25 protein-coding genes are annotated in these 24,607 nt (G+C 73.8%); 15 read left to right on the top strand and 10 right to left on the bottom strand.

Annotated features, from left to right (window positions below):
• Nucleotides 1-59: 59 nt before the first annotated feature.
• A complete protein-coding gene (gene asnB, locus AC0GKK_RS25265) occupies nucleotides 60-2,006 on the bottom strand; it encodes an asparagine synthase (glutamine-hydrolyzing) (RefSeq protein ID WP_489882703.1) in 1,947 nt (648 codons plus the stop codon).
• Between the two features lie 294 nt (nucleotides 2,007-2,300).
• Here asnB and ctaC point away from each other — a divergent pair, with 294 nt between their 5' ends.
• Both ctaC and AC0GKK_RS25275 read left to right on the top strand, forming a co-directional pair.
• Nucleotides 2,301-3,251 (top strand): aa3-type cytochrome oxidase subunit II, encoded by a 951-nt coding sequence (ctaC, locus tag AC0GKK_RS25270; RefSeq protein WP_489882704.1) that lies wholly within the window; start codon nucleotides 2,301-2,303, stop codon nucleotides 3,249-3,251.
• Between the two features lie 16 nt (nucleotides 3,252-3,267).
• Nucleotides 3,268-3,666 (top strand): cytochrome c oxidase subunit 4, encoded by a 399-nt coding sequence (locus AC0GKK_RS25275; RefSeq protein WP_062395961.1) that lies wholly within the window; start codon nucleotides 3,268-3,270, stop codon nucleotides 3,664-3,666.
• Between the two features lie 169 nt (nucleotides 3,667-3,835).
• Here the strand turns inward: AC0GKK_RS25275 and AC0GKK_RS25280 are convergent, their stop codons facing one another.
• Together AC0GKK_RS25280 and AC0GKK_RS25285 are read right to left on the bottom strand one after the other, a co-directional pair.
• Complete coding sequence (locus AC0GKK_RS25280; RefSeq protein ID WP_489882705.1) at nucleotides 3,836-4,795, bottom strand: hypothetical protein; 960 nt, start codon at nucleotides 4,793-4,795, stop codon at nucleotides 3,836-3,838.
• Between the two features lie 196 nt (nucleotides 4,796-4,991).
• Nucleotides 4,992-6,149: an acyl-CoA dehydrogenase family protein gene (locus AC0GKK_RS25285; RefSeq protein ID WP_476651848.1), complete on the bottom strand. Its 1,158-nt coding sequence runs from the start codon at nucleotides 6,147-6,149 to the stop codon at nucleotides 4,992-4,994.
• Nucleotides 6,150-6,288: 139 nt separating this feature from the next.
• On the opposite strand from AC0GKK_RS25285, the gene AC0GKK_RS25290 reads away from it, so the two are divergent.
• Both AC0GKK_RS25290 and AC0GKK_RS25295 read left to right on the top strand, forming a co-directional pair.
• The gene (locus AC0GKK_RS25290; protein ID WP_346106455.1) at nucleotides 6,289-7,743 is read left to right on the top strand and encodes a sensor histidine kinase; all 1,455 of its coding nucleotides are present in this window, start codon (nucleotides 6,289-6,291) and stop codon (nucleotides 7,741-7,743) included.
• Nucleotides 7,744-7,763: 20 nt separating this feature from the next.
• Nucleotides 7,764-8,402, top strand: coding sequence for a response regulator transcription factor (locus tag AC0GKK_RS25295; protein WP_226358027.1), 639 nt, complete (start codon nucleotides 7,764-7,766; stop codon nucleotides 8,400-8,402).
• On the opposite strand, the gene AC0GKK_RS25300 is transcribed toward AC0GKK_RS25295, so the two are convergent.
• The gene (locus tag AC0GKK_RS25300) at nucleotides 8,399-10,174 is read right to left on the bottom strand and encodes an NHL domain-containing thioredoxin family protein (protein ID WP_489882706.1); all 1,776 of its coding nucleotides are present in this window, start codon (nucleotides 10,172-10,174) and stop codon (nucleotides 8,399-8,401) included. The two genes, AC0GKK_RS25295 and AC0GKK_RS25300, sit on opposite strands and share 4 nt — an antisense overlap.
• A gap of 77 nt (nucleotides 10,175-10,251) precedes the next feature.
• Between AC0GKK_RS25300 and AC0GKK_RS25305 the strand changes: the two genes are divergently transcribed.
• Nucleotides 10,252-11,058, top strand: coding sequence for an Fpg/Nei family DNA glycosylase (locus AC0GKK_RS25305; protein ID WP_489882707.1), 807 nt, complete (start codon nucleotides 10,252-10,254; stop codon nucleotides 11,056-11,058).
• A gap of 24 nt (nucleotides 11,059-11,082) precedes the next feature.
• Nucleotides 11,083-11,661: a hypothetical protein gene (locus tag AC0GKK_RS25310; protein ID WP_489882708.1), complete on the top strand. Its 579-nt coding sequence runs from the start codon at nucleotides 11,083-11,085 to the stop codon at nucleotides 11,659-11,661.
• A 27-nt stretch (nucleotides 11,662-11,688) separates the two neighbouring features.
• Here AC0GKK_RS25310 and AC0GKK_RS25315 read toward each other — a convergent pair whose 3' ends face one another.
• Together AC0GKK_RS25315 and pgi are read right to left on the bottom strand one after the other, a co-directional pair.
• A complete protein-coding gene (locus AC0GKK_RS25315; RefSeq protein ID WP_405416565.1) occupies nucleotides 11,689-12,360 on the bottom strand; it encodes a phosphatase PAP2 family protein in 672 nt (223 codons plus the stop codon).
• Nucleotides 12,361-12,405: 45 nt separating this feature from the next.
• A complete protein-coding gene (gene pgi / locus AC0GKK_RS25320; protein WP_489882709.1) occupies nucleotides 12,406-14,076 on the bottom strand; it encodes a glucose-6-phosphate isomerase in 1,671 nt (556 codons plus the stop codon).
• 473 nt (nucleotides 14,077-14,549) lie between these two features.
• On the opposite strand from pgi, the gene AC0GKK_RS25325 reads away from it, so the two are divergent.
• From AC0GKK_RS25325 to AC0GKK_RS25335, 3 genes are all read left to right on the top strand, one after another.
• Complete coding sequence (locus AC0GKK_RS25325; protein WP_482637818.1) at nucleotides 14,550-15,017, top strand: DoxX family protein; 468 nt, start codon at nucleotides 14,550-14,552, stop codon at nucleotides 15,015-15,017.
• 144 nt (nucleotides 15,018-15,161) lie between these two features.
• A complete protein-coding gene (locus AC0GKK_RS25330; protein ID WP_476651841.1) occupies nucleotides 15,162-16,043 on the top strand; it encodes a HipA family kinase in 882 nt (293 codons plus the stop codon).
• The gene (locus AC0GKK_RS25335) at nucleotides 16,040-16,471 is read left to right on the top strand and encodes a DUF3037 domain-containing protein (protein ID WP_489882710.1); all 432 of its coding nucleotides are present in this window, start codon (nucleotides 16,040-16,042) and stop codon (nucleotides 16,469-16,471) included. Before AC0GKK_RS25330 ends, AC0GKK_RS25335 begins: the two co-directional genes overlap by 4 nt.
• Nucleotides 16,472-16,541: 70 nt before the next feature.
• On the opposite strand, the gene AC0GKK_RS25340 is transcribed toward AC0GKK_RS25335, so the two are convergent.
• The gene (locus tag AC0GKK_RS25340) at nucleotides 16,542-17,018 is read right to left on the bottom strand and encodes an SRPBCC family protein (protein ID WP_489882711.1); all 477 of its coding nucleotides are present in this window, start codon (nucleotides 17,016-17,018) and stop codon (nucleotides 16,542-16,544) included.
• A gap of 140 nt (nucleotides 17,019-17,158) precedes the next feature.
• On the opposite strand from AC0GKK_RS25340, the gene AC0GKK_RS25345 reads away from it, so the two are divergent.
• On the top strand, nucleotides 17,159-18,232 hold the full coding sequence (locus tag AC0GKK_RS25345) for a phosphotransferase family protein (RefSeq protein ID WP_489882712.1): 1,074 nt from the start codon (nucleotides 17,159-17,161) through the stop codon (nucleotides 18,230-18,232).
• Between the two features lie 103 nt (nucleotides 18,233-18,335).
• Nucleotides 18,336-18,821, top strand: coding sequence for a DUF6069 family protein (locus AC0GKK_RS25350; protein ID WP_405416573.1), 486 nt, complete (start codon nucleotides 18,336-18,338; stop codon nucleotides 18,819-18,821).
• 2 nt (nucleotides 18,822-18,823) lie between these two features.
• Here AC0GKK_RS25350 and AC0GKK_RS25355 read toward each other — a convergent pair whose 3' ends face one another.
• The gene (locus tag AC0GKK_RS25355) at nucleotides 18,824-20,125 is read right to left on the bottom strand and encodes a cytochrome P450 (RefSeq protein ID WP_405416574.1); all 1,302 of its coding nucleotides are present in this window, start codon (nucleotides 20,123-20,125) and stop codon (nucleotides 18,824-18,826) included.
• Between the two features lie 161 nt (nucleotides 20,126-20,286).
• On the opposite strand from AC0GKK_RS25355, the gene AC0GKK_RS25360 reads away from it, so the two are divergent.
• Both AC0GKK_RS25360 and AC0GKK_RS25365 read left to right on the top strand, forming a co-directional pair.
• Nucleotides 20,287-21,162 (top strand): metallophosphoesterase family protein, encoded by an 876-nt coding sequence (locus AC0GKK_RS25360; RefSeq protein WP_489882713.1) that lies wholly within the window; start codon nucleotides 20,287-20,289, stop codon nucleotides 21,160-21,162.
• A gap of 57 nt (nucleotides 21,163-21,219) precedes the next feature.
• Nucleotides 21,220-22,563, top strand: coding sequence for an FAD-dependent oxidoreductase (locus tag AC0GKK_RS25365; protein WP_202417792.1), 1,344 nt, complete (start codon nucleotides 21,220-21,222; stop codon nucleotides 22,561-22,563).
• A 65-nt stretch (nucleotides 22,564-22,628) separates the two neighbouring features.
• On the opposite strand, the gene AC0GKK_RS25370 is transcribed toward AC0GKK_RS25365, so the two are convergent.
• Both AC0GKK_RS25370 and AC0GKK_RS25375 read right to left on the bottom strand, forming a co-directional pair.
• Entirely contained in the window at nucleotides 22,629-22,931 is a 303-nt protein-coding gene (locus tag AC0GKK_RS25370) for a hypothetical protein (RefSeq protein WP_489882714.1), read from the bottom strand.
• Between the two features lie 21 nt (nucleotides 22,932-22,952).
• The gene (locus AC0GKK_RS25375; RefSeq protein ID WP_020624102.1) at nucleotides 22,953-23,207 is read right to left on the bottom strand and encodes a type B 50S ribosomal protein L31; all 255 of its coding nucleotides are present in this window, start codon (nucleotides 23,205-23,207) and stop codon (nucleotides 22,953-22,955) included.
• A gap of 75 nt (nucleotides 23,208-23,282) precedes the next feature.
• Between AC0GKK_RS25375 and AC0GKK_RS25380 the strand changes: the two genes are divergently transcribed.
• Together AC0GKK_RS25380 and AC0GKK_RS25385 are read left to right on the top strand one after the other, a co-directional pair.
• Nucleotides 23,283-23,690, top strand: a complete 408-nt coding sequence (locus AC0GKK_RS25380) for a hypothetical protein (protein WP_405416576.1) — start codon at nucleotides 23,283-23,285, stop codon at nucleotides 23,688-23,690.
• 97 nt (nucleotides 23,691-23,787) lie between these two features.
• Nucleotides 23,788-24,606: an SDR family oxidoreductase gene (locus AC0GKK_RS25385; RefSeq protein WP_405416577.1), complete on the top strand. Its 819-nt coding sequence runs from the start codon at nucleotides 23,788-23,790 to the stop codon at nucleotides 24,604-24,606.
• Nucleotide 24,607 lies beyond the last annotated feature (1 nt).

Raw genomic sequence — 24,607 nt, forward strand, 5'->3', positions numbered from 1 at the left:
GGACGCCGACGGGCCGGCACCCCTCAGGGGTGCCGGCCCGTCCGTCGTGCGGGGACCGCTCAGATCTTGACCGGGTAGGTCGGGGTCGGGACCTCCGGCACGATCCGCTTCTCGACGAAGATCCCGTGCCACAGCAGGAAGACCAGCACCGCCCAGATCCGGCGGGAGTGGTCGACCGGGCCCTCGCGGTGCGCGTCGAGCATGCGGTGCACGGCCTGCAGGTCGATCAGGTGCCCGGCACCGGAGTTCTGCAGGATGTCGCGCGCCCAGGCGTACATCTCGTCGCGCAGCCAGTGCCGGATCGGCACCGGGAAGCCGAGCTTCGGCCGGTTGAGCACGTGCGACGGGATGATGCCCTCGCAGGCCCGGCGCAGCGCGTACTTCGTCGTGCCGTTCGAGCCGTGGGTGATCTTCTGCGACTGCGGCAGCGACGAGGCGATGTCGAAGACCTCGGGGTCGAGGAACGGCACCCGCAGCTCCAGCGAGTGCGCCATCGTCATCTTGTCGGCCTTGACCAGGATGTCGCCGCGCAGCCAGGTGAACAGGTCCACGTGCTGCATCCGGGCGACCGGGTCCCAGTCGTGGCTGGCGAAGTAGTGCGGCGCCGTCACGTCCTGGTGCGACACCCGCGGGTCGTAGCCGCGCAGGACCTCGTGGAGCTGGTCGTCGCGGAAGATGCGGGCGTTGCCGTAGTAGCGCTGCTCCATCGACAGCGACCCGCGGCGCAGCAGGTCCTTGCCCCGCATGCCCTCGGGCATCTTGCGCGACGCCCGGCGCATGAGCGGCTTGAGCGTGCCGGGGACCTTCTCGAACGGCGACAGCGACAGCGGCTCGCGGTAGATCGAGTACCCGCCGAACAGCTCGTCGGCGCCCTCGCCGGACAGCACGACCTTGACGTGCTGGCGGGCCTCGCGGGCGATGAACCACAGCGGGACCAGCGCCGGGTCGGCGACCGGGTCGTCGAGGTACCAGATGATGAGCGGCAGGGCCTCCATCATCTCGTCCGGCTTGACGGTGCGGACCACGTGCCGCACGCCGATCGCGGCGGCGGACTCCGCGGCCACGTCGACCTCGGAGTAGCCCTCGCGCTCGAACCCGGTGGTGAAGGTGATCAGGTTCGGGTTGTGCTCCTTGGCGAGCGCCGCGATCGCGGTGGAGTCGATCCCGCCGGACAGGAACGCACCGACGGTGACGTCGGCCCGCATGTGCTTGGCGACCGAGTCGCGCAGCACGTCGGCGATCTCGCCGTGCACGATCGCCTCCGCCTCGGCGCTGGCCGGGGCGTGGCTGGGCAGCGAGATGAACTTCGGCGCGAAGTAGCGCTGGTGCAGCGGCTCCTCGCCGGGGCGCACGGTGACGTGCGTGCCGGACTCGACGCGCGAGATCATCCGGTGCAGCGACATCGGCTCGGGCACGTACTGCAGGGTCAGGTAGTGCTGCAGCGCGGCCGGCTCCAGGTCCAGCCCGATCTCCAGCTCACCGGCCAGCGACAGCAGCGACTTCTTCTCGCTGGCGAACGCGGTGCCGACCGGGGTGGTGGCCAGGAACAGCGGCTTGATGCCGAACGGGTCGCGGGCCAGGAACAGCTCGCGCTCCACGACGTCCCAGATGGCGAAGGCGAACATGCCGCGCAGGCGCTGTACGGCGTCGGGGCCCCAGTAGTGGAACGCCGCGACGATGACCTCGCCGTCGCCGTCGGTGGCGAACGCCGCGTCGTAGGTCTCGATCAGCTCCTCGCGGAGCTCGAGGTAGTTGTAGATCTCGCCGTTGAAGACGATGGTGTAGCGGGTGTCCTCGCCCGGCACCGGCCCCCAGTGCAGGGGTTGGTGGGAATGGTCCACGTCGATGATCGACAACCGGTTGAACCCGAGGACGAGGTCGTGGTCGTTCCACGTCTCGCTCTCGTCGGGTCCCCGATGCCGCGCACAGCGTAGCCCGTCGGCGATCGGGTCGACCCGGGTCGCGGCGTCCGCCCCGGCGGTCAGCAATCCCAGCAGTCCGCACACACCGGTCAGTATGCCGAGTCAGCCGGACGGGTCTCGCGCGCCCCGGTGCGAAACGGTCTTCCCGCTGCGAGACTGCCTGTTTCCCCTGCGGCGGTGACGACGTTCACGCCCTGTCCGGGAACCCCCGGGGGGCGCGGCCCGACCGGGGTTCGTCTAGGCTCTACGCGAGGTCGAAGACGGTGCTCCATACGGGTGGCACATGATCCCCTTCGACCGCGGTGTCGTGACGGCGGAGCAAGGAAGAACGTGCTGGCAGTGCGGCGTACGCAGGAGACGACAGGAAGGCGGCGTGCAGTGGCCCGAACCGAAGGCCGCTCCCGGATCGCCCGGGCGGCGAAGGTGGCCGTGGTCGGCCTGCTGGCGGCTCCGGCTCTGGCCGGTTGCTCGGTCCAGGAGGTCATCCGGTTCGGGTGGCCCGAGGGGGTGACCCCCGAGGCCGAGTCGATGCGCAACCTGTGGACCTGGTCCGCGATCGCGGCGCTGGTCGTCGGTGTCATCACCTGGGGCGCCATGTTCTGGGCGATGATCCTGCACCGGAAGCGCAAGGACGACGACGGCTCGCTGCCGCGCCAGACGCAGTACAACCTGCCGGTCGAGCTCGTCTTCACGGCGATCCCCACCGTCATCGTCGCCGTGCTCTTCGGCTTCACGGTGAACGTGCAGAACTACATCGACAAGGAGAACCCGACCGCGGCCGGCCCGGCCGACCTGCGGGTCGACATCGTCGGGTTCCAGTGGAATTGGGAGTTCTCCTACCCCGACGAGGCCGGCCAGGGCGGACGCCCGGTGAGCACGCTGGGGACGAGCGACACGATCCCGATCATGGTCCTCCCGACCGACCGGTCGATCCAGTTCACGCAGCGCTCGCCCGACGTGATCCACTCGTTCTACGTGCCGGAGTTCCTCTTCAAGCGCGACGTCTTCCCGTTCCCGGAGCGGAACGAGCAGGACAACAGCTACATCATCGACCGGATCGACCGTGAGGGTGCGTTCGTCGGTCGTTGCGCCGAGCTGTGCGGCACGTACCACTCGCAGATGAACTTCGAGGTGCGTGCCCTGGAGCCCGCGCTGTTCGACCGGTACATCCAGCTCCGCAAGGAGACCAACCCGCAGACCGGGCAGGCCTACTCGACCGGCGAGGCGCTGCAGGCGCTGAACTGCGGCGAGTGGTGCGCGCCGGAGGCGATCAGCACGCAGCCGTTCTCGACCGACCGTGGCCAGCTGGCCGCGCAGGTCACGGGCTGAGGGAGGACGCGCACCCATGAAGATCGAGTCCCGGCTCTTCGAGATCGTCACCGGCTTCTTCATCCTGGCCGCGCTGGCGTACATGTTCATCGCCGGTGAGGTCGTCGGCGTGACCGCGCTGTGGCTGACCGCCGGTCTGTCGCTGATCGTCGGCACGTACTTCCGGTTCGTCTCCCGCCGCCTCGAGGAGCGCCCCGAGGACAACCCCGAGGCCGAGGTCTCCGACGGTGCCGGCGAGGTGGGATTCTTCTCCGCCGGCAGCTACTGGCCGCTCGGCCTGGCCGCCGCGGCCGCCTTCGCCGCCCTGGGTGTGGCCTTCTGGTACGCCTGGATGATCGTCATCGGCATGACGCTGGTGCTGATCGCCGTCGGCGGCCTGGTGTTCGAGTACCACCGGGGCCCCGCCGCCCACTGATCGACCGCAGCCCACGACGGCCCCGCCCGGGATCCCCGGGCGGGGCCGTTCGTCGTCCCAGCTGCTGCCTTTCACGTCCGCGGGCCCCCCGGCCTGCCCCCAGGGGAACTCTCGTAGCGCTCTAAGCCACGAGAGTTCCCCTGGGGGCACCCCGGGGTCGCCCCGCGGCTCAGGCGGCGTCGTCGAGGTGGACGACGTCGGGGCGGGGCTGGGCGAGAGCGCGGGCGTGACATCGGCGTAGCTCGTCGACGATCTCGGCCGGTCGTCGTCGCAGGTCCGAGGGCAGCGTCTGCACCACGACGACACCGTGCCTGCTGAGGGCGGCCCGCCTGCGCACGGTGCGCGCGTAGTCCTCCGGAGAGAGGTGGAACTCGATTGAGTCGATCTCCCAGGCGAGACCCGCGTCCGGCCACCAGAAGTCGACGACGGCGATCAGGACGCCACGCCGGTCGGTCAGGCGGACGTTGGACCGCGGCACCGGCAGACCGCTGCGGAGCACCAGCTTCCGCGCCCTGGCCTCGGCCACGGAGCGCACTCCCGCGGTCATCTCGCCGAGGACCGCCCGGGGCAGGGCGGCTCCCCGGCTGCTGCAGACAGCCAGCTCCTCCCGGAGCTCGTCGATCGTGCCGTGCCCGTGTTGCAGGAGATCGGCGAACAGGTCCCGGACGAAGTCGCGATCGCGGGAGCACCGAGCCGCGTCTACTGCCGCGCGCACCACCGGTGCGACCGGGTGCCGGCGTGCTCCCGGGACCGGCAGACGCCGCGTCCGTTCCGTCCGCACCACCGACCACCTTCCGCGGCGACGGTCGTGCGGGACGAGCACGTGCACCGGGCCGTGGGGCGGCGGCGCGGTGCGCACACCGTGCAGGTGCAGGGCGTCGAGCCCGGTCAGCATCGCGTCCGGCCCGGCGACGATCAGGGCTGCCCGCTGCCGGTCGTCTCGGACCACGGAGCCGTTGGACAGCTTGACGACCCCGGGACAGAGACTGCGCCACGGCCCGCCCGGCCGGCAGCGGCGGGCGATCGTCCTGCGGTCCAGGCCCAGCCTCTCGAGCTCACGGACCGGGACGACGGGTTCGCGGAGCTCGGACAGGACCTCAGCGGGTGAGGGGGCGCTGCGTCGGGGCACCCGACCAGCGTGCCCCCGTCCGGCCCCGCAACCGGGACGACTTCCTCCCCTGTGGACAACCATCCTCGCGCCGCTCCCGACCGGAGCTGCCCCGAGTGTCACTTTCGTGGCTTAGAGCGCTACGAGAGTGACCCTGGGAGCTACCCGGAGGGCGGGGGCGGAGCGGTGCGGGGGCGGTGTGGGGCGCGGGGCGCGGTCAGCCCCGGGCGGCGCGGCCGAGCGCGTCGCGGGCGATGATGACCTGCTGGATCTGGCTGGTCCCCTCGTAGATCCGGAAGAGCCGGGCGTCGCGGTAGAACCGTTCGACGGCGACGCCGCGCATGTAGCCCGCCCCGCCGTGCACCTGCACCGCGCGGTCGGCGACCCGGCCCACCATCTCCGAGCAGAAGTACTTCGCGGCGGCGGGCCCGGAGACCATGTCGGTGCCGTCGTCGAAGCTGCGGGCGGCGTCGAGGACCAGGCCGCGGCCCGCGCGGGCGTCGGTCACCGAGTCCGCGACCAGGCCCTGGACCAGTTGGAACCGGGCGATCGGCTTGCCGCCCTGCTCGCGGGTGCGGGCGAACTCGACGGTCTCGTGGACCAGCCGGTCGGCCATCCCGACGCAGACCGCGCCGATGTGCAGCCGGCCGTGGGCGAGGCACTTCGCGGCGACGAGGAAGCCCCTGTCGATGCCCTCCTCGCCGCCGACGACGTTCTCGAACGGGACGCGGACGTCGTCGAGGTACACGTCGGCGGTCCAGGCGCCGAACTGGCCCATCTTGTGGTCCTTCGGCCCGACCGAGAGGCCGGGGGTGCCCTTCGGGACGAGGAAGGTGGAGATGCCGCGGTTGCCGGGGGCGTCCGGGTCGGTCCGCGCGAACACCATGATCACGTCGGCGACGGGGGAGTTGGTGATGTAGCGCTTGGATCCGTTGAGGACCCAGCCGTCGCCGTCGCGGACGGCCCGGGTGGTGAGCGAGGAGGGGTCGGAGCCGGCGTCGGCCTCCGTCAGCCCGAACGAGGCGGTGACCTCGCCGGAGGCGAGCCGGGGCAGCCACTGCTTCTTCTGCTCCTCGGTGCCGCCCTCCAGCAGCACGTGCCCGGCGATGCCGTTGTTGGTGCCGAACAGCGAGCGCAGCGCGGGGGTCGTCCAGCCGAGCTCGAACGCGAGGCGGACCTCCTGCGAGGCGGTCAGGCCGAGGCCGCCGTACTGCTCGGGGATGGTGAAGCCGTAGAGGCCCATCTCCTTGCACTGGGCGACGATGCGCTCGGGGACGGCGTCCTCGGCGTCGATCCGCTCCTCCTGCGGCACCACCTCGGTGCGGATGAAGTCACGGACGGAGTCCAGGACGTCGGTGAGGTCGGCGGGGTCCACGGGCACACCTTCTCGCGTCGTCGCGTCTGTTACCGAGGGGTAGCTCACCATGTCGCCCCCGTCCCACGCGACCCCGGCGGGGTGTTCGTCACCGCCTATCCTCGGGGTGCACCCGTGCCGCGCCGAGCAGGAGGACCGCATGTCCGAGGAGCCGGCCGACCGCGACCTCGCCACCCGCCCCCGCCCCGCCCCCGACGAGCCGGGCGGCAGCCACCTGGACCCGCACCTGGTCCGCGCGCTGGAGGGCTGGGGCAACGGCGCGCTGCGCGAGTACCTGCTGCGCGACGGCGGCCTGCACCTGCCGCACCCGCCGGGCTGGCCGTCGTCGTGGCCGGGGCGCACCCGGCTCGGCGCCCAGATGGCCTACCTGCTGACCGGGCTGCCGCTGGCGGTCGTCAGCGGGGTCGTGGTCCTGGTCGGGCTGGTGCTGGGCGCGGGGACGTTCGTGATCTGGATCGGGCTGCCGATCACCGTCGGGCTGCTGGCCGCGGCGCGCGGGTTCGCCGAGCTGGAACGCCGGGCCACTGAGGCCGCGACCGGCGGCCCGCTCCCGCCGCACCACTACCGGCCCAACCGCGGGCGCTCGCTGATGGGGCGGCTGTTCCGGGCCCTGGCCGACCCGCAGAGCTGGCGCGACGTCGCGCACGCCGTCACCGCGCTGCCGGTGCGGACGGTGACCGCGGCGATCGCGCTGGTGTGGTCGGTCACCGGCCTGGGCGGGCTGTTCTACGTGTTCTGGCAGTGGTCGCTGCCGCGCGGGCCGAACAACTGGACGCTGTTCGGCTCGATCACCGGCATCGACTCCACCCTCGGCGACGTCGCGCTCAACACCGGGCTCGGTGTCCTGCTGCTGATGACCCTGCCGACGGTCGTGCGCTGGCTGACCGACGTGCGCGCGCTGCTCGCCCGAGGCCTGCTCACCAACCAGACCGCCGCGCTGCGGGCCCGCGCGCTGGCGCTGGCCGCCGGCCGCCGGGCGGCCGTCGCGGCCGAGGCGCAGACCCTGCGCCGGCTCGAACGCGACATCCACGACGGGCCGCAGCAGCGCCTGGTGCGGCTCGGCATGGACCTGGAGTCCGCCGTCCGGCGCCTCGACGATGACCCCGAGCGCGCCCGCCCGCTGCTGCACGAGGCCCTGGAACAGAGCCGCGAGGCGCTCTCGGAGCTGCGTGCGCTGTCCCGGGGCATCGCGCCGCCGATCCTGGCCGACCGCGGGCTCGGACCGGCGCTGCGGGCCGCCGCGGGGCGCTGCCCGGTCCCGGTCGACCTCGACGTGGGCCTCGACGACGGCGCCCGGCTGCCCGCCCTGGTCGAGAACACCGCGTACTTCGTGGTGACCGAGGCGCTCACCAACATCGCCAAGCACGCCGGCGCGACCGCGGTGACGGTCACCGTGACCGTCGACGAGACCCTGCTGCGGGTCTGCGTCCGCGACGACGGCCGCGGCGGCGCCCACCCGGGCAAGGGGCACGGTCTGGCGGGGCTCGCCGACCGGCTGGAGATCGTCGAGGGACGCCTGGAGGTCGACAGCCCGCCCGGTGGCCCGACCGTCCTGACCGCGGAGGTCCCGGTCGCCGGCCTGGGGGACGCGTGACCCAGGATGGGTCCATGACGATGCGGGTGGTCCTCGCCGAGGACTCGGTGCTGCTGCGCGAGGGCCTGGTCCGGCTGCTGGAGGAGGCGGACGCGACGGTGCTCGCCGCCGTCGGGGACGGCACCGCCCTCGTCGCCGCGGTGGAGGAGCACCAGCCCGAGGTGGCCGTCGTCGACGTCCGGATGCCGCCCTCGTTCACCGACGAGGGGCTGCGGGCCGCGCTGGAGATCCGCAGGCGGTTCCCGTCGGTCGGCATCCTGGTGCTGTCGCAGTACGTCGAGGAGTCCTACGCCACCGACCTGCTGGAGGCCGGCGGCGGGGTCGGGTACCTGCTCAAGGACCGTGTGTCCAAGCTCGCCGACCTCTCCGACGCACTCGGCCGGGTCGCCGCGGGCGGCACCGTGCTGGACCCCGAGGTCGTCTCCGCGCTGCTCACCAAGCGCCGCCGGCGCGACCCCCTGGCCGAGCTGTCCCCGCGCGAGCGCGAGGTGCTGGAGCTCATGGCCCAGGGCCGCACCAACATCGCCATCGGGCGGCTCATGGTGATCACCCAGGGCGCGGTGGAGAAGCACATCTCCTCGATCTTCACCAAGCTCGGGCTGCCGCCGTCGTCGGACGACCACCGCCGCGTGATGGCGGTCCTGGCCTGGCTGGGCTAGACCGAGCGCAGGTCCAGCGCCAGCTCGGCGGACCCGCCGTCGTCGACGGTCACCGGGATGCCCCAGTCCTGCTGGTAGCGGTGGCAGGCGGCGAACCCGTCCGACGGGTCGTCGCAGGCCGCCGCGGTCACCGCGACCTGCAGCACCCCGGCGCCGACGCCCGGGTCCAGGCGCAGCTCGCGGGTCAGCCCGGTCGCGGTGCCCCCGCCGGACAGCAGCAGCGACGGCGGGTCGGCCGCCACGGTCAGCGACGTCGGGTCGCCGTACCGGTCGTCCAGGTGCTGCCCGGTGGGCGGGGCGAACCCGATCCGCAGCGCCACGCCGGGGGCGAGGGCCGTCGGGGTCCGCCGGACGACGTGGGCGTCGCCGGACACCAGCGACCCGGCCGGGACGGGCAGCCGCACCAGCCGGTGCGCCGCGGACTCGACGACGACCAGCGTCTCGCCGTCGACGAGCAGGTCCGACGGTTCGGCGAGCCCCTCGGCCAGGGTGGAGACCAGGTTCGTCGCGGGGTCGAACCGGCGTACCGCGCCGTTGTAGGTGTCGGCGACGGCGACCGAGCCGTCGGGCAGCACGGTCACCCCGAGCGGGTGCTGCAGCAGCGCCTGCGCGGCCGGGCCGTCGCGGTGCCCGAACTCGAACAGCCCCTGCCCGACGGCCGTCGCGACCGCGGCCCCGGGGCCGTCGCCGACCCGGCGCAGCGCGGAGATCTCGGAGTCGGCGACCCACAGCGTCCCGTCGGGGCCGGCGGCCAGCCCGGACGGCTGGGCGAAGAACGCCTCGTCGAACGCGCCGTCGCGCAGTCCCTCGTTGGTGGTCCCGGCCAGGGCCCGGGCCTCGCCGGTGGCGGGGTCGAGGGTCCACAGCTGGTGCGGTCCCGCCATCGCGACGACGACCGTCCCGCTCCACCACGCCAGGTCCCACGGCGAGGACAGCAGCGCCGACGCGCCACCGACGGCGACCCGTTCGCGCAGCTGCTCACCGGTCCCGGCCAGGGTGGACACGGTGCCGTCGGCCAGGTCGACCCGCCGGACCGCGTGGTTGACGGTGTCGGCGACCAGTACGGCGTCGCCGGAGGGGAGGACCAGGAGTCCCTGCGGCTCGGAGAACCGGGCCGCCGCCGTCGCGCCGTCGGTGAGCCCGCGCTCCCCGGACCCGATCCGCCGCACCTCGGTCTCCAGGTCGGACTCCAGCTCGACGAGCTGGTGGTGGGCGGTGTCGGACACGAGGAACGTGCCGCCGGGCAGCGCGACGACCTTCCCGGGGAACCGCAGCGCGGTGTCCGGCGCGGGCGGCGGGACGTACGGGTCGTCCCCGCGGCGCAGCCGGTCGCCGTGTGTGCCGACCAGCTCCCGGACCAGCGCGGCCAGCCCGGGGCCGTGGCCCTCGCCCGCCATCCGGGCGACGACGAACCCGTCCGGGTCGATGACGGCCAGGGTCGGCCAGGCGCGGGCGGCGTAGGCGTCCCAGGTGGTGAGCTCCGGGTCGTCGAGGACGGGGTGGGTGACGTCGTAGCGCTCCACGGCGGCCTCGACGGCGGCCGGGTCCGCCTCGTGCAGGAACTTCGGCGAGTGCACCCCGATGATCGTCAGGACGTCACCGAACTCGGCTTCCAGGGGCCGCAGCTCGTCGAGGGCGTGCAGGCAGTTGACGCAGCAGAACGTCCAGAAGTCGAGCACCACGATCCGCCCGCGCAGCCCGGCGAGGGTCACGTCCTCGCCGCCGGTGTTGAGCCACCGCCGTCCGCGCAGTTCGGGCGCCCGCACCTTCATCCGTTCACCAGCAGTCACACCGGCCCCAACGACGGACCGGCGCGCGCGTGTTCCCCGGCCACGCCACACTGACCGTCATGCCCGAGCTGCCCGAGGTGGAGAACGCACGCACGGTCCTCGCCGAGGCCGTCGGCCGCACGATCACCGTCGTCGACGACCGCGACGACTGGGTCTGCCGCCCGCACCGGCCCGGTGACATCGCCTCGGCGCTGAGGGGCGGGCGGCTCACCCGGGCGAACCGGATCGGCAAGACCATGTGGTGCGACACCGAGACCGCCGACGGCGAGGCGGGGCCCGCGCTCGGCGTGCATCTCGGGATGGGCGGACGGATCGTCGTCACCGACTCCGACGGCGAGCGCATCGGCGGCGGCCCCGCCCGCCCCGACCGGCAGCCGCGCAAGGCCGAGTGGGACCGGTTCACCATGACCTTCGACGACGGCGGGCAGTTCCGGCTGTTCGACAAGCGCCGTCTCGGCCGGGTCCGGCTCGACCCCGACCTGTCCGGTCTCGGCCCCGACGCGGAGGGGATGAAGCCGGCCGAGTTCCGCGACCGGCTGCTGCGCGGCACGTCGGCGGTGAAGGCACGGCTGCTCGACCAGTCCGTGCTGGCAGGCGTCGGGAACCTGCTGGCCGACGAGACGCTGTGGCAGGCGCGGATCTCGCCGAAGGCCCCGGTGCGCGACCTGACCCGCACCGACCTGGACCGGCTGCACCGCAACCTCGACCGCGCGCTGGAGCGGGCCGTCGCGAACGGTGGCGTGCACACCGGTGAGGTCGTCGAGCACCGGCACCCGGGTGGGCACTGCCCGCGCTGCGGGGCCGAGATGGTGCACGGGACCGTCGGCGGGCGGTCGACCTGGTGGTGCCCGCAGGAGCAGGTCTGACCGGGGGCCGTGCACAATCACCCCATGCCGGACACGTCCGACACCGCTCTGCTCTTCCTCGACCGCGGCCTCGTGCGCGCCGACGACGCCCCACCCGATCCCGCGGCCCAGCGCCGCGCCCACACCCTGGTGCGGACCGCCCGCGGTGCGCGATGGGTCGTCCCGGTGCTGCTGCTCGTCGTCCTGGTGCTCGCGTTCACCCCGGTGGTGGGGGCGGCGTTCTGGGTGGCGGCCGTCGTCGTGCTGGTCGGGGTCGTGGCCGTGGTGCTGCTGCTGACCCGCGCGGCCGCCGTCGCGCACGCCACGGCGGGGCTCCCGGTGCCGATCGAGATCACCGGGAAGGTCGCGACCGCGATGCGTGCCGTGCTCGCCATGACCGGCGCGCTGCGCACCCACCGGAGGGCCGGCGGTGCCGCCGAGGGGGTCGCGCTGCTGCGGCAGTGGACGACGGCGACCGAGGCGTTGCGCGCGGCGTGGCTGCGCGACGACATCGGTGCCTGGCACGACCACGCCCGCACCCTCGCCGCGGCGGGGGAGCGGGCCACGCGCATCACCGGCGGCCTGACCGGCGCCGCGACGCCGGACGGGGACGCCGCGGGCTGACCGGCGCCCTGGTGGGGCCGCGCGGGGTCAGGCCGCGGCGGTGTCCGGTCGCCGGGTCCGCCGGGCGAGCACCAGCGACAGCACCGTCACCCCGGTGAACGCCAGCGCCGCCCCGAGCGTCCACCCGGCGAGCACGTCGGAGAGCCAGTGCACACCCAGATAGATGCGGGTGAACCCGACGGCCCCCGCCCACAGCACCGCGAACGCGGTGAGCAGCACCCGGCCGCGTGACCGCAGCACCGGCCACAGCACGAGCACCAGCGTCGTCCATGCGGCGGCGGCCATTGTCGCGTGCCCGGACGGCAGCGACTCGTTCGCCACGGCCATCACCTGCAGGTCTGCCGGCGGACGGGCCCGGTCGAGGATCCGCTTGACCACCGTGAACACCACGCTGGCGACGAGCGGGACCGCGGCCAGGCACAGGCCCTCCGCGACCCGGCCGCGCACCGCGAGCACGGCCCCGCCGACGAGCGCGACCGCCGTGCTCCCGACGGTGTTGCCGAGCTCGGTGACGACCAACGCGACCACGGTGACGCCGGGGATCCGGTCCGCGGCCAGCCCGACGGCGGTCTCGGTGTCACCGCCCTGCAGCACTCCCGTCCACGCCAGGGCGATGAGCACCCCGGCGAGGACGAGCAGGGCCGCAGCGACCGGACCGGTGACGCGGGCCCGCAGCGGGGCCGACGGTTGGTCGTTCACCGGGCGATTCTCCCCCTGGCGACGCTCCTCCGCCGGAGAGGTGCCTCAGCGACCACGCCAGGCGCGGTAGCGGCCGATCAGCGCGGCGGTGGAGGTGTCGAGACCGGCCTCGGCGGCGTCCGGCGGGTTCGGGTCGTGGAGCGCGGGGCCGAACTGCTTGGCCATGACCTTGCCGAGCTCCACGCCCCACTGGTCGAAGGAGTCGATGCCCCAGATCGTGCCCTCGACGAAGGTGACGTGCTCGTAGAAGGCGATGATCTGCCCCAGCACCGACGGGGTCAGCTTCTCGGCCAGGATCGTCGACGACGGCCGGTTGCCCGGCATCACCTTGTGCGGCACGACGTCGGCCGGGGTGCCCTCGGCCTCGATCTCCGCGGCGGTCTTGCCGAACGCCAGCGCCGCGGACTGGGCGAACAGGTTCGCCATGAACAGGTCGTGGGAGTCGGCGGCGTCCTCGCCGGGCAGGTCGTGGTGCGGGCGGGCGAATCCGATGAAGTCGCACGGCACGAGCCGGGTGCCCTGGTGCAGCAGCTGGTAGAACGCGTGCTGGCCGTTGGTGCCCGGCTCGCCCCAGAAGATCTCGCCGGTGGTCGTGGTGACCGGGGTGCCGTCGCCGCGCACGGACTTGCCGTTGGACTCCATGGTCAGCTGCTGCAGGTAGGCGGGCAGCCGGTGCAGGTACTGGGAGTACGGCAGCACCGCGCGGGTGTCGGCGCCGAAGAAGTTCGCGTACCAGACGCCGAGCAGCCCGGAGATCACCGGCAGGTTCTGCTCGAGCGGGGTGCGCCGGAAGTGCTCGTCCATGGCGTGCATGCCGGCGAGGAACTCCGCGAAGTGCTCGCGGCCGATCGCGCACATCAGCGACAGCCCGATCGCGGAGTCCAGCGAGTAGCGGCCGCCGACCCAGTCCCAGAACCCGAACATGTTGTCGGTGGAGATGCCGAACTCCGACACCTTCTCCGCGTTCGTGGAGACCGCGGCGAAGTGTTTCGCGACGACCCCGGTGTCGTCCGTCCCGAGCCCGGACAGCAGCCAGGACCGCGCGTTGCGGGCGTTGGTCAGCGTCTCCTGCGTGGTGAACGTCTTCGACGAGACGACGAACAGCGTGGTCGCCGGGTCGAGGTCGCGGGTCTTCTCGTACAGGTCGGTCGGGTCGATGTTGGACACGAACCGGCACTCGAGGTCGCGCTGGGCGTAGTCGCGCAGCGCCTCGTAGGCCATGACCGGCCCCAGGTCGGAGCCCCCGATGCCGATGTTGACCACCGTGCGGATCCGCTGCCCGGTGGACCCGGTCCACGCCCCGGAGCGCACCGCGTCGGTGAACTCGCCCATCCGGTCCAGGACGGCGTGCACGTCGGCGACGACGTCCTGGCCGTCGACGGTGAGCGACGCGTCACGCGGCAGCCGCAGCGCCGTGTGCAGCACGGCCCGGTCCTCGGAGGTGTTCACGTGCTCACCGGTGAACATCGCCTCGGTGCGGGCGGGCAGCCCGGCCGCCCGCGCCAGGTCCGTCAGCAACCCGACGGTGTTGCGGGTGATGCGGTGCTTGGAGTAGTCGAGCACCAGGTCGGCCCCGGTGGCGGTGAGCGCACCGGCGCGGTCGGGGTCGTCGTCGAACAGCGACCGCAGGTGCCGCGGCTCGACCTCCGCCGCGTGCTCGGTCAGCGCCGTCCATTCCGTGGTCGCCGTGATGTCGTGGCTGTTCGTGTCGGACACGACGGCCATCATGGCGCAGCGCCGGGGCCCGAGCGCGACGGCACGACCCGGCGGCGCGTCACTGGGCCGCTCGGGCGTACCGCCCGGCGCGCGCAGGGTCGTGCGGGACGAGCGGTCTGTCCGAATCGACGGGCTGCACGTGGCCCCGACGGTCGGTGACCCCCGGGTGGGTGAGTCGCCGGTCACTGCGACGTCCGGGTGATCTCCGCTCCGACAGGGACACGCAGCGTGCCCGCGACCTGCGACGACGCCGGATCGGGGCGACCGCTCGACCGGTCGTGCCGTGTGGGCCACCGGCCACAGCGCTCCCCGGTCGGGTGACACGCGGTGGCGTACATCTCGTCGCGTGCTGCGGCCGTCTCGTCGCGCAGGGTGGCTGAACCGGGCGGCGTAGCGCGTTCGTGCCTCTAGGATCTTGTGCAGTCCGTGGTGACGAGCTCACCCGCGGTGATCATCTCGTACCTGGAGGAACCGTGTACCGCTCCCTGACCGGAACCCCGCGCGACGTCGCGCTGCTCGTCGCCCGCCTGCTGCTGGCCTACATCATGGTCATGCACTCGTGGAAGAAGATCGACGCCGGTCTGTTCGACACCGCCGCCGTGTTCGCGAAGTTCGGCATCCCGCTGGCGATCGGCGCGGCGTCGTTCACGATCGTGGTCGAGCTCGTGTTCTCGGTCTCGGTCGCCCTCGGTGTCCGCATGGTCCTGCCCGGCGCGATGATGACCTTCGTGATGGCCGGCGCGATCTGGTTCGTCCACGGCAAGAACGGCCTGTTCATGGCCGACAACGGCTGGGCGCTCGTCGGCACCATCATCTGCGCCACGCTGATCCTCATGTCCACCGGCCCGGGCCGGCTCAGCGTCGACGAGCTCCTGTCCCGCCAGGCCGCCCGCCGCATGGAGCAGACCCAGGCGATCCCGCGCCAGACCGTCTCGGTCTGACCCGCACCTCCCGGTCCGCCCGCGCGCCCCGGAGCCGGGCGGGCCGGTGACCCTCCTCCCGGACCGCCCGCGAGCGCGACCACGGCCCGCACCCCGACGCCACGGGGTGCGGGCCGCATCCGTGCTCGGCGCTAACCTCCGCGGGTGAGCCACGAGCGGACGACCGAGGGGCGGGCGCTGCCCCGGCTGACCGCGATCCGGTACGTGACCCCGCTGCGCGAGGGCGGGTCGCTGCCCGGGCTGATGGAGGCCGACGACCTCGGCACCTACGCGGTCAAGTTCACCGGCGCCGGGCAGGGCCGCGCGGTGCTGGTCAACGAGATCGTGTCCGGGGAGCTCGCCCGCGCGCTGGGCCTGCCCGTCCCGCGGATCGCGACGATCGTCGTCGACGGGACGCTCGGGCGCACCGAGCCGGACGAGGAGGTCCAGGAGCTGCTCCGGAACTCCCACGGGCTCAACCTGGCCGTCGACTTCCTGCCCGGGGCACTCGACCTGGACCCGGTCGCGTTCGACGTCGGGCCCGGGTTCGCCGGTCGGGTGCTCTGGTTCGATGCGCTCGTCGGCAACGTCGACCGCTCCTGGCGGAACTCGAACATGCTGCTCTGGCACCGCAGGCCCTACCTGATCGACCACGGAGCGACGCTCACCTTCGCCCACGACTGGTCGGCCGCGCCACGGTTCGCCCACCGCCCGTTCGACGCCGGCGACCACGTGCTGCTCGGCGCCCACCCCGACCTCGACGCCGCGGACGGCGCACTCGCCCCGCTGGTCACCCCGGACCTGCTCGAGGGGGTGCTGGCGCTGGTGCCCGACGAGTGGATCGCCGACGTCGACGGCGTCGGGGGCCCCGACGCCGTGCGCGCCGCCTACGTCCAGGCGCTCGCGGCCCGGGTCGCGGCGCGCGGGGAGTGGCTGCCGGGCGTCGCCGCGACGGTGGCGGCGGGCAGGCCGCGGCCGGTCGACCGTGCCCCACGCCGTCCGCCGTGGCTCCGGATCGGCGGCGTCGGCGGCGGTGAGGGCCGGTGAGCGGCCTCGTCGCCTACGACTACGCGCTGCTGCGGGTCGTGCCGCGGGTGGAGCGTGGGGAGTCGATGAACGCCGGGGTGCTGCTGCACTGCCGGGCCCGCGACGTCCTCGCGGTGCGGGTCCACCTCGACCGCGCCCGGCTGGCCGCGCTCGACCCGACCGCCGACGCCGACGCCGTCGACGAGCTGCTGGCGACGGTGGCCGCGGTGGCCGCGGTGCCCGAGCCACCGCGCTCGGACCGGCACGCCACCGGCGCACTGGCCGCCCGCGGGCCCGGCGCGGGGGAGGACATCGGACGCCGCTTCCGGCGTCTCACCACCGCACGCAGCACCATCGTGTGCCCCGGCCCGGTCCACACAGGACTCACCGAGGACCCGGCCGCGGAGGCCGAGCGGCTGCTCGCCCGCCTCGTCCTGCCGCTGTCCTAGGGCGACCCCGGCCGGAACGCACGACGGCGCCGCCCGGTGACCGGTGCGGCGCCGTCGGGTGTGGACGGTCTCAGGAGGAGGCGGCCCGTCCGGCCTTCTCGATCGAGTCCGCGAGCTGGTCCTCGCTGAGCATCGGGAAGAAGCCGCGGAAGCCCTGGTCCTGCACGCCGCTCCAGTCGTAGACCTGGGTGACCGTCGTGCCGTCGCCCTCGGGCGCGAGGTGCCAGGTGTAGGTGTGGCCCTCGGCGCGCACGTCGCCGATCGTGTCCTTCTTCGCGTCCATCGGGTGCATCGACGGCGCCCAGCCGATCACGCGGTCCTGCTCGAAGGACGTGACGGTGTTCTTCATCTGGTAGTCGCCGAGGTCGCCGTTGTGCATGTTCATCACGAACTCGTCGCCGACACCACTGATCTCCGTCGAGCCCTCGACGCCCCGCAGCATCCCGGCGCCGTCGATCTCCTGGTGCCGGGTGGGGGTGGACAGCAGCGCGAACAGCTGCTGCGGGGTGGCGGACACGGTGCGGGTGACGGTGATCTGGTCGCTCACGGGTTCCTCTCCCACCGGTCGTCGTCGACGGCGCCGGGGTGCGCCGGACGCGACCGGTCATGATCAGGGGAGAGGTGCCCGCAATCGTCGCGCCCGAAACGGGGGTGGTCGGCGCGGGGGCGATCATGTTGCATCGGGGGATGACCGACGCACACGACGGGGTGGACCCGGTCGCCCTGACCCGCTGGCTGGCCGCCGAGGTGCCGCGGGTCGAGCTCGGCGACGGCCCGGTGGCCGTGGAGCGGATCTCCGGCGGGCACTCCAACCTGACCTTCCGGGTCACCGACGCCCGCGGCACGCCGTACGCGCTGCGTCGCCCGCCGACCGGGGGCGTGCTCGCCACCGCGCACGACATGGGCCGGGAGTGGCGCTTCCTGACCGCGCTGGCCGGTACCGCGGTCCCGGTGCCGGAGCCGGTCGCCCTGTGCTCGGACACCGCGGTGCTGGGCGCCGGCTTCTACCTGATGGGCTGGGTGGACGGCGTGGTCCCGGGGGACCGCGCCGCGGGCGAGGCCGTCCCCGAACCGGAGCGGCGGGCCTGCGGTCTCGACACCGCCGAGGTGCTCGCGGCGCTGCACGCCGTCGACCCGGCCGAGGTGGGGCTCGGCGACCTGCAGCGGCCCGGCCGCTACCTGGAACGGCAGCTGCGCCGCTGGCACCGGCAGGCGCACGCGGGCGCGTTCACCGACCTCGCCGCGCTCGACGCCGCGCACGCCGCGCTGGTCGAGGCGATGCCGCCGGAGCCGGACGGCGGGCCGCGGATCGCCCACGGCGACTTCCGGCCGGGGAACCTGTCGTTCCGCGGCGGCCGGATCACCGGCGTCTTCGACTGGGAGCTCGCGGCCCTGGGGGAGCCGCTGGCCGACCTGGGGTGGCTGCTGGCGTCCTGGGAGCGTCCGGGCGACACGCTGCCCGCGATCACCAGCGGCCCGACCGCGGCGCCCGGCTGGCCCGACCGCGACCTCGTCGCCACCCGCTACGCCGAGCGCTCCGGGCGCGCGCTGGACCAGCTGCCGTACTGGGTGGCGTTCGCGCACTGGCGCTGTGCCTGCATCGGGACCGGGGTCTGGACGCGCTACGCCCAGGGCAACATGGGCTCGGGCGCCGAGTCCGGGGAGGCCCTGGAGCGCCGTCGCGAGCGCGTGGTCGCCGACGCGGAGGCCGCGCTCGCCGCGTTGCGGCGCGGGCCGACGGGGCATCCTCGCGGGGCGTAGTCTGCTGCCCACCACAGGTGATCACCCGGGCCCGGGTGGTCCCCGTCGCGCCGCGCCACACCGACGCCGCGCACGGCCCGTCCGCGACCGGGGGAGTACTACGATGTCCGAGGCCGACGACCGCACCCGAGAGATGAGCCGGGAGGCCGCCCGGCCGCGTCCCCGCAGCGGGGTGAACCCCGGTCGGCTGTGGGCCGGCGGTGTGGCGACGGCGGTGATCGCCGCGTTGATCGCCCTGGTGGGGCTGCTGATCCTGCAGGTCCTGCTGCAGATCCCGTACCTGGCCCCGGCCGTCTCCGAGCCGCTCGACGGCTGGGCCGCGGCGCAGAGCCTCGCGATCTGGGCGGCGGTCGCCGGGCTGGCGGCCACCGGGCTCGCGCACCTGCTGCTGGTCGCGGTGCCGAGCCCGATGTCCTACTTCGGCTGGATCGCGGGGCTGCTCACCGCGCTGGCCGCGGTGTCCCCGCTGATCCTCACCGAGCAACCCTGGACCGTCCGCATCGCCACCGCGGTGATCCACCTCGTGATCGGGATGTCGATCATCAGCCTGGTGACGACGACGGTCACCAGCGCCACCAACCGGGCCTGAGCTCAGGCGTCGACGGGGACCCGGGCGTCGCCCAGGCGGACCGGCAGCGTCCGGTAGCCGCGCAGCACCCGGGTCCCGCGCAGCTCGGCCGGGCCGTCGGCGCGCAGGTCGGGGTAGCGGTCGAACAGCGCCCGCAGCCCCACCTCGCCCTCCATCTTCGCCAGCGCCGCGCCCAGGCAGTAGTGGATCCCCTGGCTGAACGCCACGTGCCGGTCCGCGCCCGCGCGCCCGACGTCGAACCGGGCGGGGTCGGGGAACACGTCCGGGTCGCGGTTCGCGCCCCCGAGGTGGGTGAGCACCAGCGCGCCCCGCTTGACCGGGAACCCGCACACCTCGGTGTCGCGCGCGGCGACGCGCCCGGTCCGCTGGACGGGGGAGTCGTAGCGCAGGACCTCGTCGACGGCGTTCGGCCACAGCGCCGGGTCGGCCTGCAGCCGGGCGAGCTCGTCGGGGTGGGTCAGCAGCAGCCGGGTGCCGTTGCCGATGAGGTTGACCGTCGTCTCGAACCCGGCGGCGAGCAGCAGCATCGCCAGCGACAGCAGCTCGTCGTGGGTGAGCCGGCCCTCCTCCTGGTCGTAGGCGGCGACCAGCGAGGACAGGATGGAGTCGTTGGGCTCGCGGCGCAGCCGCTCGAAGTGCCCGGCCATCCAGTCGGTGAGGGCATCGATGTCGCGCTCGGTGCGGTGGAACGTCGCGTAGTCCAGGCCCATGTCGAGGGAGTAGGCGCCGCCCTCGCCCCACTCCAGGAACTTCTCCCGCATCTCCACCGGCGCCCCGAGCATCTCGGTGATGACGGTCGCGGGCAGCAGTGAGGCGTAGCCGGAGATGACGTCGGCCCGCCGGTCGGCGCCGGTGCGGGCCTCCAGGTCGGCGAGCAGCTGTGCGGCGACCTCCTCGGTGCGCCCGCGCAGCGACGAGATCGCCTTGGCGCTGAACGAGCGGGTGACCAGCTTGCGGACCCGGTTGTGGTCCGGCGGGTCGATCGACAGCAGCGACGGCGGCTCGGCCGGCCCGAGCGGCCAGGTCCCGCCCGCGGCGAGCAGCGCGCGCAGCAGGCCCGGCGCGTTCTCCGGCATGCGCAGGCCGACGCAGAAGTCGGAACTGCGCAGCACCTCGGTGGTGATCTCGTGGTCGACCGTGGTCCAGGTCAGCGCGGAACGCACCATCCGGCCCTGCTCACGGATCTGCTCGTAGGCCGGGTACGGGTCCCGGACCGCGTCCGGGTTGATGATCATGTGCGCGCCCAGGTCACCCTTGGCCGCCTGACGGGTCACCTCCCGCCGCATCGCCCCGTGCCGCAGCACCCACCGGATCCACCGTCGTACTCCCCGCGATGCCGCCATCCCGGCCTCCCCGCCTCGTCGTCGAGCTCGGTTCCGAAGCTACCAGCAGTAAGTTACCGCGGGTAGGTACGTTTCCGGCCCCGGCGGACGGTGGGCCGGACCCCACCGGGTACCAATGGCGGGTGACCGCCGTCGGGGAGCCGCGCCTGCTCGCGGTCAGTGACCTGCACGTGCGGCACGCGGAGAACGCCGACATCGCCGCGGGGCTGCACCCGGGTCACCCGGGGGACTGGCTGATCGTCGCGGGTGACGTCGACGAGCGGATCGAGAGCGTCGTCGCCACGCTCGCCGTGCTGCGGGAGCGTTTCGCGCAGGTGCTGTGGACCCCGGGCAACCACGAGCTCTGGACCCGCGCCAAGAACGCCCGGGCCGACGCGGTCGAGCAGCTCGCCGGCGTCGCCCGCTACGACGAGCTGGTCCGTCGCTGCCGGGACGTCGGGGTGCTGACCCCGGAGGACGCGTGGCCGGTGTGGGACGGCCCGGGTGGACCGGCCGTCGTCGCGTCACTGTTCGTGCCCTACGACTACTCGTTCCTGCCCGCCGGCACCACGACGTCGGAGGAGGGGCTGGCCGCGGCGTACGCGGCCGGTGTCGTCTGCACCGACGAGTACCTGCTCCATCCGGCCCCGTACGCCACGCGGGCCGAGTGGTCCGCGGCCCGGGTGGCGTCGACGGCGGCCCGCCTGGACGCGCTCGACCCGGACCTGCCGACGGTGCTGGTCAACCACTGGCCGCTGGTCCGCGAGCCCTGCGACGTCCTCTGGTACCCGGAGTTCGCGCTCTGGTGCGGTACGACGGCGACGGCCGACTGGCACCGCCGCTACCGGGCGCGGGTGGTCGTGCACGGCCACCTGCACATCCCGCGGACGGTCACGGTCGACGGCGTCCCGTTCGTCGAGGTGTCGCTGGGCTACCCGCGGGAGTGGCGACGCCACTCCGAGCGGGTCGGCGGCCACTTCCCGGATCTGTTGCCGCGCACGGTGTTGCCTGTGTCATAGTTAGGTAAGGCTTACCTTGCTATAGCCTCGGGGGTCCGTCGACACCCGAGGAGAACGATGACTGCGCTGCGCGTCGCCGTGATCGGCGCCGGTCCGGCTGCCGTCTACGCCGCCGACACCCTGCTGAAGTCCGATGCCGACGTCGCCGTGGACCTGTTCGAGAAGCTGCCCGCCCCGTTCGGGCTGGTCCGCTACGGCGTCGCCCCGGACCACCCGCGGATCAAGCAGATCGTGCACGCCCTGCACCGCGTGCTGGACCGCCCCGGCGTGCGGCTGTTCGGCAACGTCCACTTCGGGACCGACATCACCCTGTCCGACCTGCGCGACCACTACGACGCGGTCATCGCGGCCACCGGCTGCGAGCGGGACCGGGATCTCGACGTCCCCGGCGTCGACCTTCCGGGCAGCCACGGCGCCGCCCGCTTCGTGCAGTGGTACGACGGCCACCCCGACGTGCCCCGGGACTGGACGCTCGACGCGTCGTCGGTCGCGGTGATCGGCGCCGGGAACGTGGCCCTGGACGTCGCCCGGATCCTGGCGAGCACCGCCGAGGGGCTGTCGGGCACCGAGATCCCGGACTCGGTCCACGCCGGGCTCGCGGTCAATCCGGCCACGGACGTGCACGTGTTCGCCCGCCGCGGGATCGCGCACGCCCGGTTCAGTCCGATGGAGCTGCGCGAGCTGGACCACGTGCCGGGCGTCGAGGTGGTCGTCGACCCGGCCGACGTCGAGTTCGACGACGTCGCCGCGGCCGAGGTCCGCTCGGCCAAGCACGTCGAGATGGTGGTGCGGACCCTGCAGGGGTGGGCGCTGCGGGACCGGCGCGGCGACCCGCGCCGGGTGCACCTGCACTTCCTCTCGCGCCCCGAGCGGATCCTCGGCACCGACCACGTCGAGGGCATCCGGATCGAGCGCACCGAGTACACCGGCCACGGCGACGTCCGCGACACCGGCGAGTTCACCGACTTCCCGGTCGGTGCGGTCTACCGGGCGATCGGCTACACCGGCTCGCACCTGGCCGGGTTGCCCTTCGACCACGAGCACGGCGTGCTGCCGCAGCGCGAGGGACGGGTACACGACATCGACGGCCAGGAGATGCCCGGCGTCTACGCCGTCGGCTGGATCAAGCGCGGCCCGGTCGGGCTGATCGGGCACACCAAGGGCTGCGCCTCGGAGACCGTCGCGAGCCTGCTGGCCGACGCGCCGCAGCTGCCCCGGGCGCCCCGTCGCGACCCGGCCGAGGTCGACGCGCTGCTGGAACGCCGGGGCGTGGCGTACACCACCTGGACCGGCTGGCTCGCGCTCGACAAGCACGAGCGCGGCCTCGGCGAGGCACGCGGCCGCGAGCGGACGAAGGTCGTGCCGCGCGAGGACATGGTGGAGATCAGCAGGACGGGATGACCCTCCGGCCCACGACGCCGGATGCCGGGGTGGGTGGTCGCGGAACCCCGCGGCCGCCCACCCGATCACTCCCGCAGGTCCCGCGGCCCGGGCAGTGCCCGTGGGGGCCGGCGCCCGACCGGCTCGCGCCGTCCCCGCTCCCGGGGCGGGACGAACAGCCACCACAGGATCCACAGCCCCGGGCCGCTGGTCAGCAGGATCGCGGTGGCCAGCCAGCCGTCGCGCCACAGGGCGCCGGCGACGATCCAGCCCGCGATCCACACCACCATCGCGACGAGCCGGATCCGGATGCGACGACCGTGCTCGACCGTCAGCGGCTCGGTCAGGTCGGTGACGACCCGGACCTGTTCGCGACGGCGGCGGCGCATGCCTCCCGACGCTACGCGGGCCTACCCGCGCGTGCGCTCCCCGAAGCGGCGGCGGAACTTCTCGACCTGGCCCGCGGCGTCGAGCACCCGGGCGTTGCCCGTCCAGAACGGGTGCGACGCCGAGGTCGTGTCCACCTTGATCAGGGGATAGGTGTTCCCGTCCGACCACTCGACGGTCTCGCGCGAGGTCTCGGTCGACCGGGTCAGGAACTCGTCGCCGGTGGACGTGTCGCGGTAGACGACCGGACCGTACGGGGGGTGGATGCCGGGCTTCACGGTGTTCCTCCTGCGTCGCGGGTGTTACCGTCGACTGTAATCGACAACGATTACTGTTTGCAGGAAGGGGTGCCGGTGGACGGGTTCACGGTGGTCCGGTGCGGGGCCTGCGCCCACGCGCCGTCGGGGTTCGACGAGGACGCGCACGGCACCGTCGCGGCCCTGCCCGGCGTCGACGAGGTGCTGGTCGAGGGCCTGCGCGCGGTGGTGCAGGACAGCACCCAGGGGGTGCTCGTGACCGCGGGGTGCCGGCTCGGGCCGGGTGTCTGCGCGGCGCGGCGGCCCGGGCTGATGGTGCTGGTGCAGGCGTGCGACGCCGCCCGCACGCGTCCCGAGTCGCCGGTGGTCGCGGTCGGCCCGGTCCGCGGCACCGACGACGTCCGTGCGGTGACCCGCTGGCTGCAGGACGGCGGCGCCCCCGACCCGCAGGCACTGCCCGCTCGGCTGCGCTGCGCGATCACCCCGGAGACCGCCCGCGGCTGACGCACGCGAAGCGCCTCCCCGGGCCGCCGGCCGGTGACGTCGGCGCGGGGCGACAACTCCCTCGCGCGGGCGCGCCCCGGTCGGGCAGGGTCGGGGAGTGAGCACGCTGCGCCGGGACCCGATGCCGTTGCGCGGCCGGACCGCGCTCGTGACCGGAGGCGGCCGGCGCGGCGGGATCGGGCACGCGACCGCCTGCCGGCTCGCCGCCTACGGCGCGGCCGTCGTCGTGCACCACTTCGCCCCGCACGACGCGACGCAGGAGTGGGGCGCCGACGACGTCGACGCCGCTCTCGCGGAGGTCCGGGGACACGCGACGGCACCGGTCGCCGGGGTGCACGCCGACCTCGCCGACCCGGCCGCGCCGCAGCGTCTGCTCGACGCCGCCCGCGAGCTCACCGGGCCGGTCGACCTGCTCGTCGCCAACCAGGCCCTGTCGGGCTCCGACGGTCCGCTGGGGGAGCTGTCCGAGGAGCTGGACCGGCACTGGGCGGTCGACGCCCGCGCGTCGATCCTGCTGGTCCAGGCGTGGGCGAACGCGCACGACGACACCCGCCCCGGCGGCGCGGCCGTCCTGCTCACCTCGGGGCAGGCACGCGGGCCGATGCCGGGCGAGGTGGCCTACGCAGCGGCGAAGGCGGCCGTCGCGGGCATCACCCCGACGCTGGCCGACCAGCTCGCGGACCGGCGGCTGCGGGTCAACACGGTGAACCCGGGGCCGGTCGACACCGGCTACCTCGGCGCGCAGGCGTTCCGGGCGATGGCCCCGATGTTCCCGTTCGGCCGATTCGGTGAGCCCGACGACCCGGCCCGGCTGATCGCGTGGCTGTGCACCGACGAGGCGGCCTGGATCACCGGACAGGTGATCGACTCGGAGGGTGGGTTCGCCCGGCATCGCAACGGGTGGCGACCGTGGTGAC

This window comes from Pseudonocardia sp. P-1, assembly GCF_058111925.1.

Excerpts from the sequence above, each read along its gene's own strand:
- AC0GKK_RS25275 (WP_062395961.1), top strand. The coding sequence starts at position 3,268 with ATGAAGATCGAGTCCCGGCTCTTCGAGATCGTCACCGGCTTCTTCATC.
- AC0GKK_RS25290 (WP_346106455.1), top strand. The coding sequence starts at position 6,289 with ATGTCCGAGGAGCCGGCCGACCGCGACCTCGCCACCCGCCCCCGCCCC.
- AC0GKK_RS25295 (WP_226358027.1), top strand. The coding sequence starts at position 7,764 with ATGCGGGTGGTCCTCGCCGAGGACTCGGTGCTGCTGCGCGAGGGCCTG.
- AC0GKK_RS25300 (WP_489882706.1), bottom strand. The coding sequence starts at position 10,174 with ATGAAGGTGCGGGCGCCCGAACTGCGCGGACGGCGGTGGCTCAACACC.
- AC0GKK_RS25305 (WP_489882707.1), top strand. The coding sequence starts at position 10,252 with ATGCCCGAGCTGCCCGAGGTGGAGAACGCACGCACGGTCCTCGCCGAG.
- AC0GKK_RS25310 (WP_489882708.1), top strand. The coding sequence starts at position 11,083 with ATGCCGGACACGTCCGACACCGCTCTGCTCTTCCTCGACCGCGGCCTC.
- AC0GKK_RS25345 (WP_489882712.1), top strand. The coding sequence starts at position 17,159 with ATGACCGACGCACACGACGGGGTGGACCCGGTCGCCCTGACCCGCTGG.
- AC0GKK_RS25350 (WP_405416573.1), top strand. The coding sequence starts at position 18,336 with ATGTCCGAGGCCGACGACCGCACCCGAGAGATGAGCCGGGAGGCCGCC.
- AC0GKK_RS25365 (WP_202417792.1), top strand. The coding sequence starts at position 21,220 with ATGACTGCGCTGCGCGTCGCCGTGATCGGCGCCGGTCCGGCTGCCGTC.
- AC0GKK_RS25370 (WP_489882714.1), bottom strand. The coding sequence starts at position 22,931 with ATGCGCCGCCGCCGTCGCGAACAGGTCCGGGTCGTCACCGACCTGACC.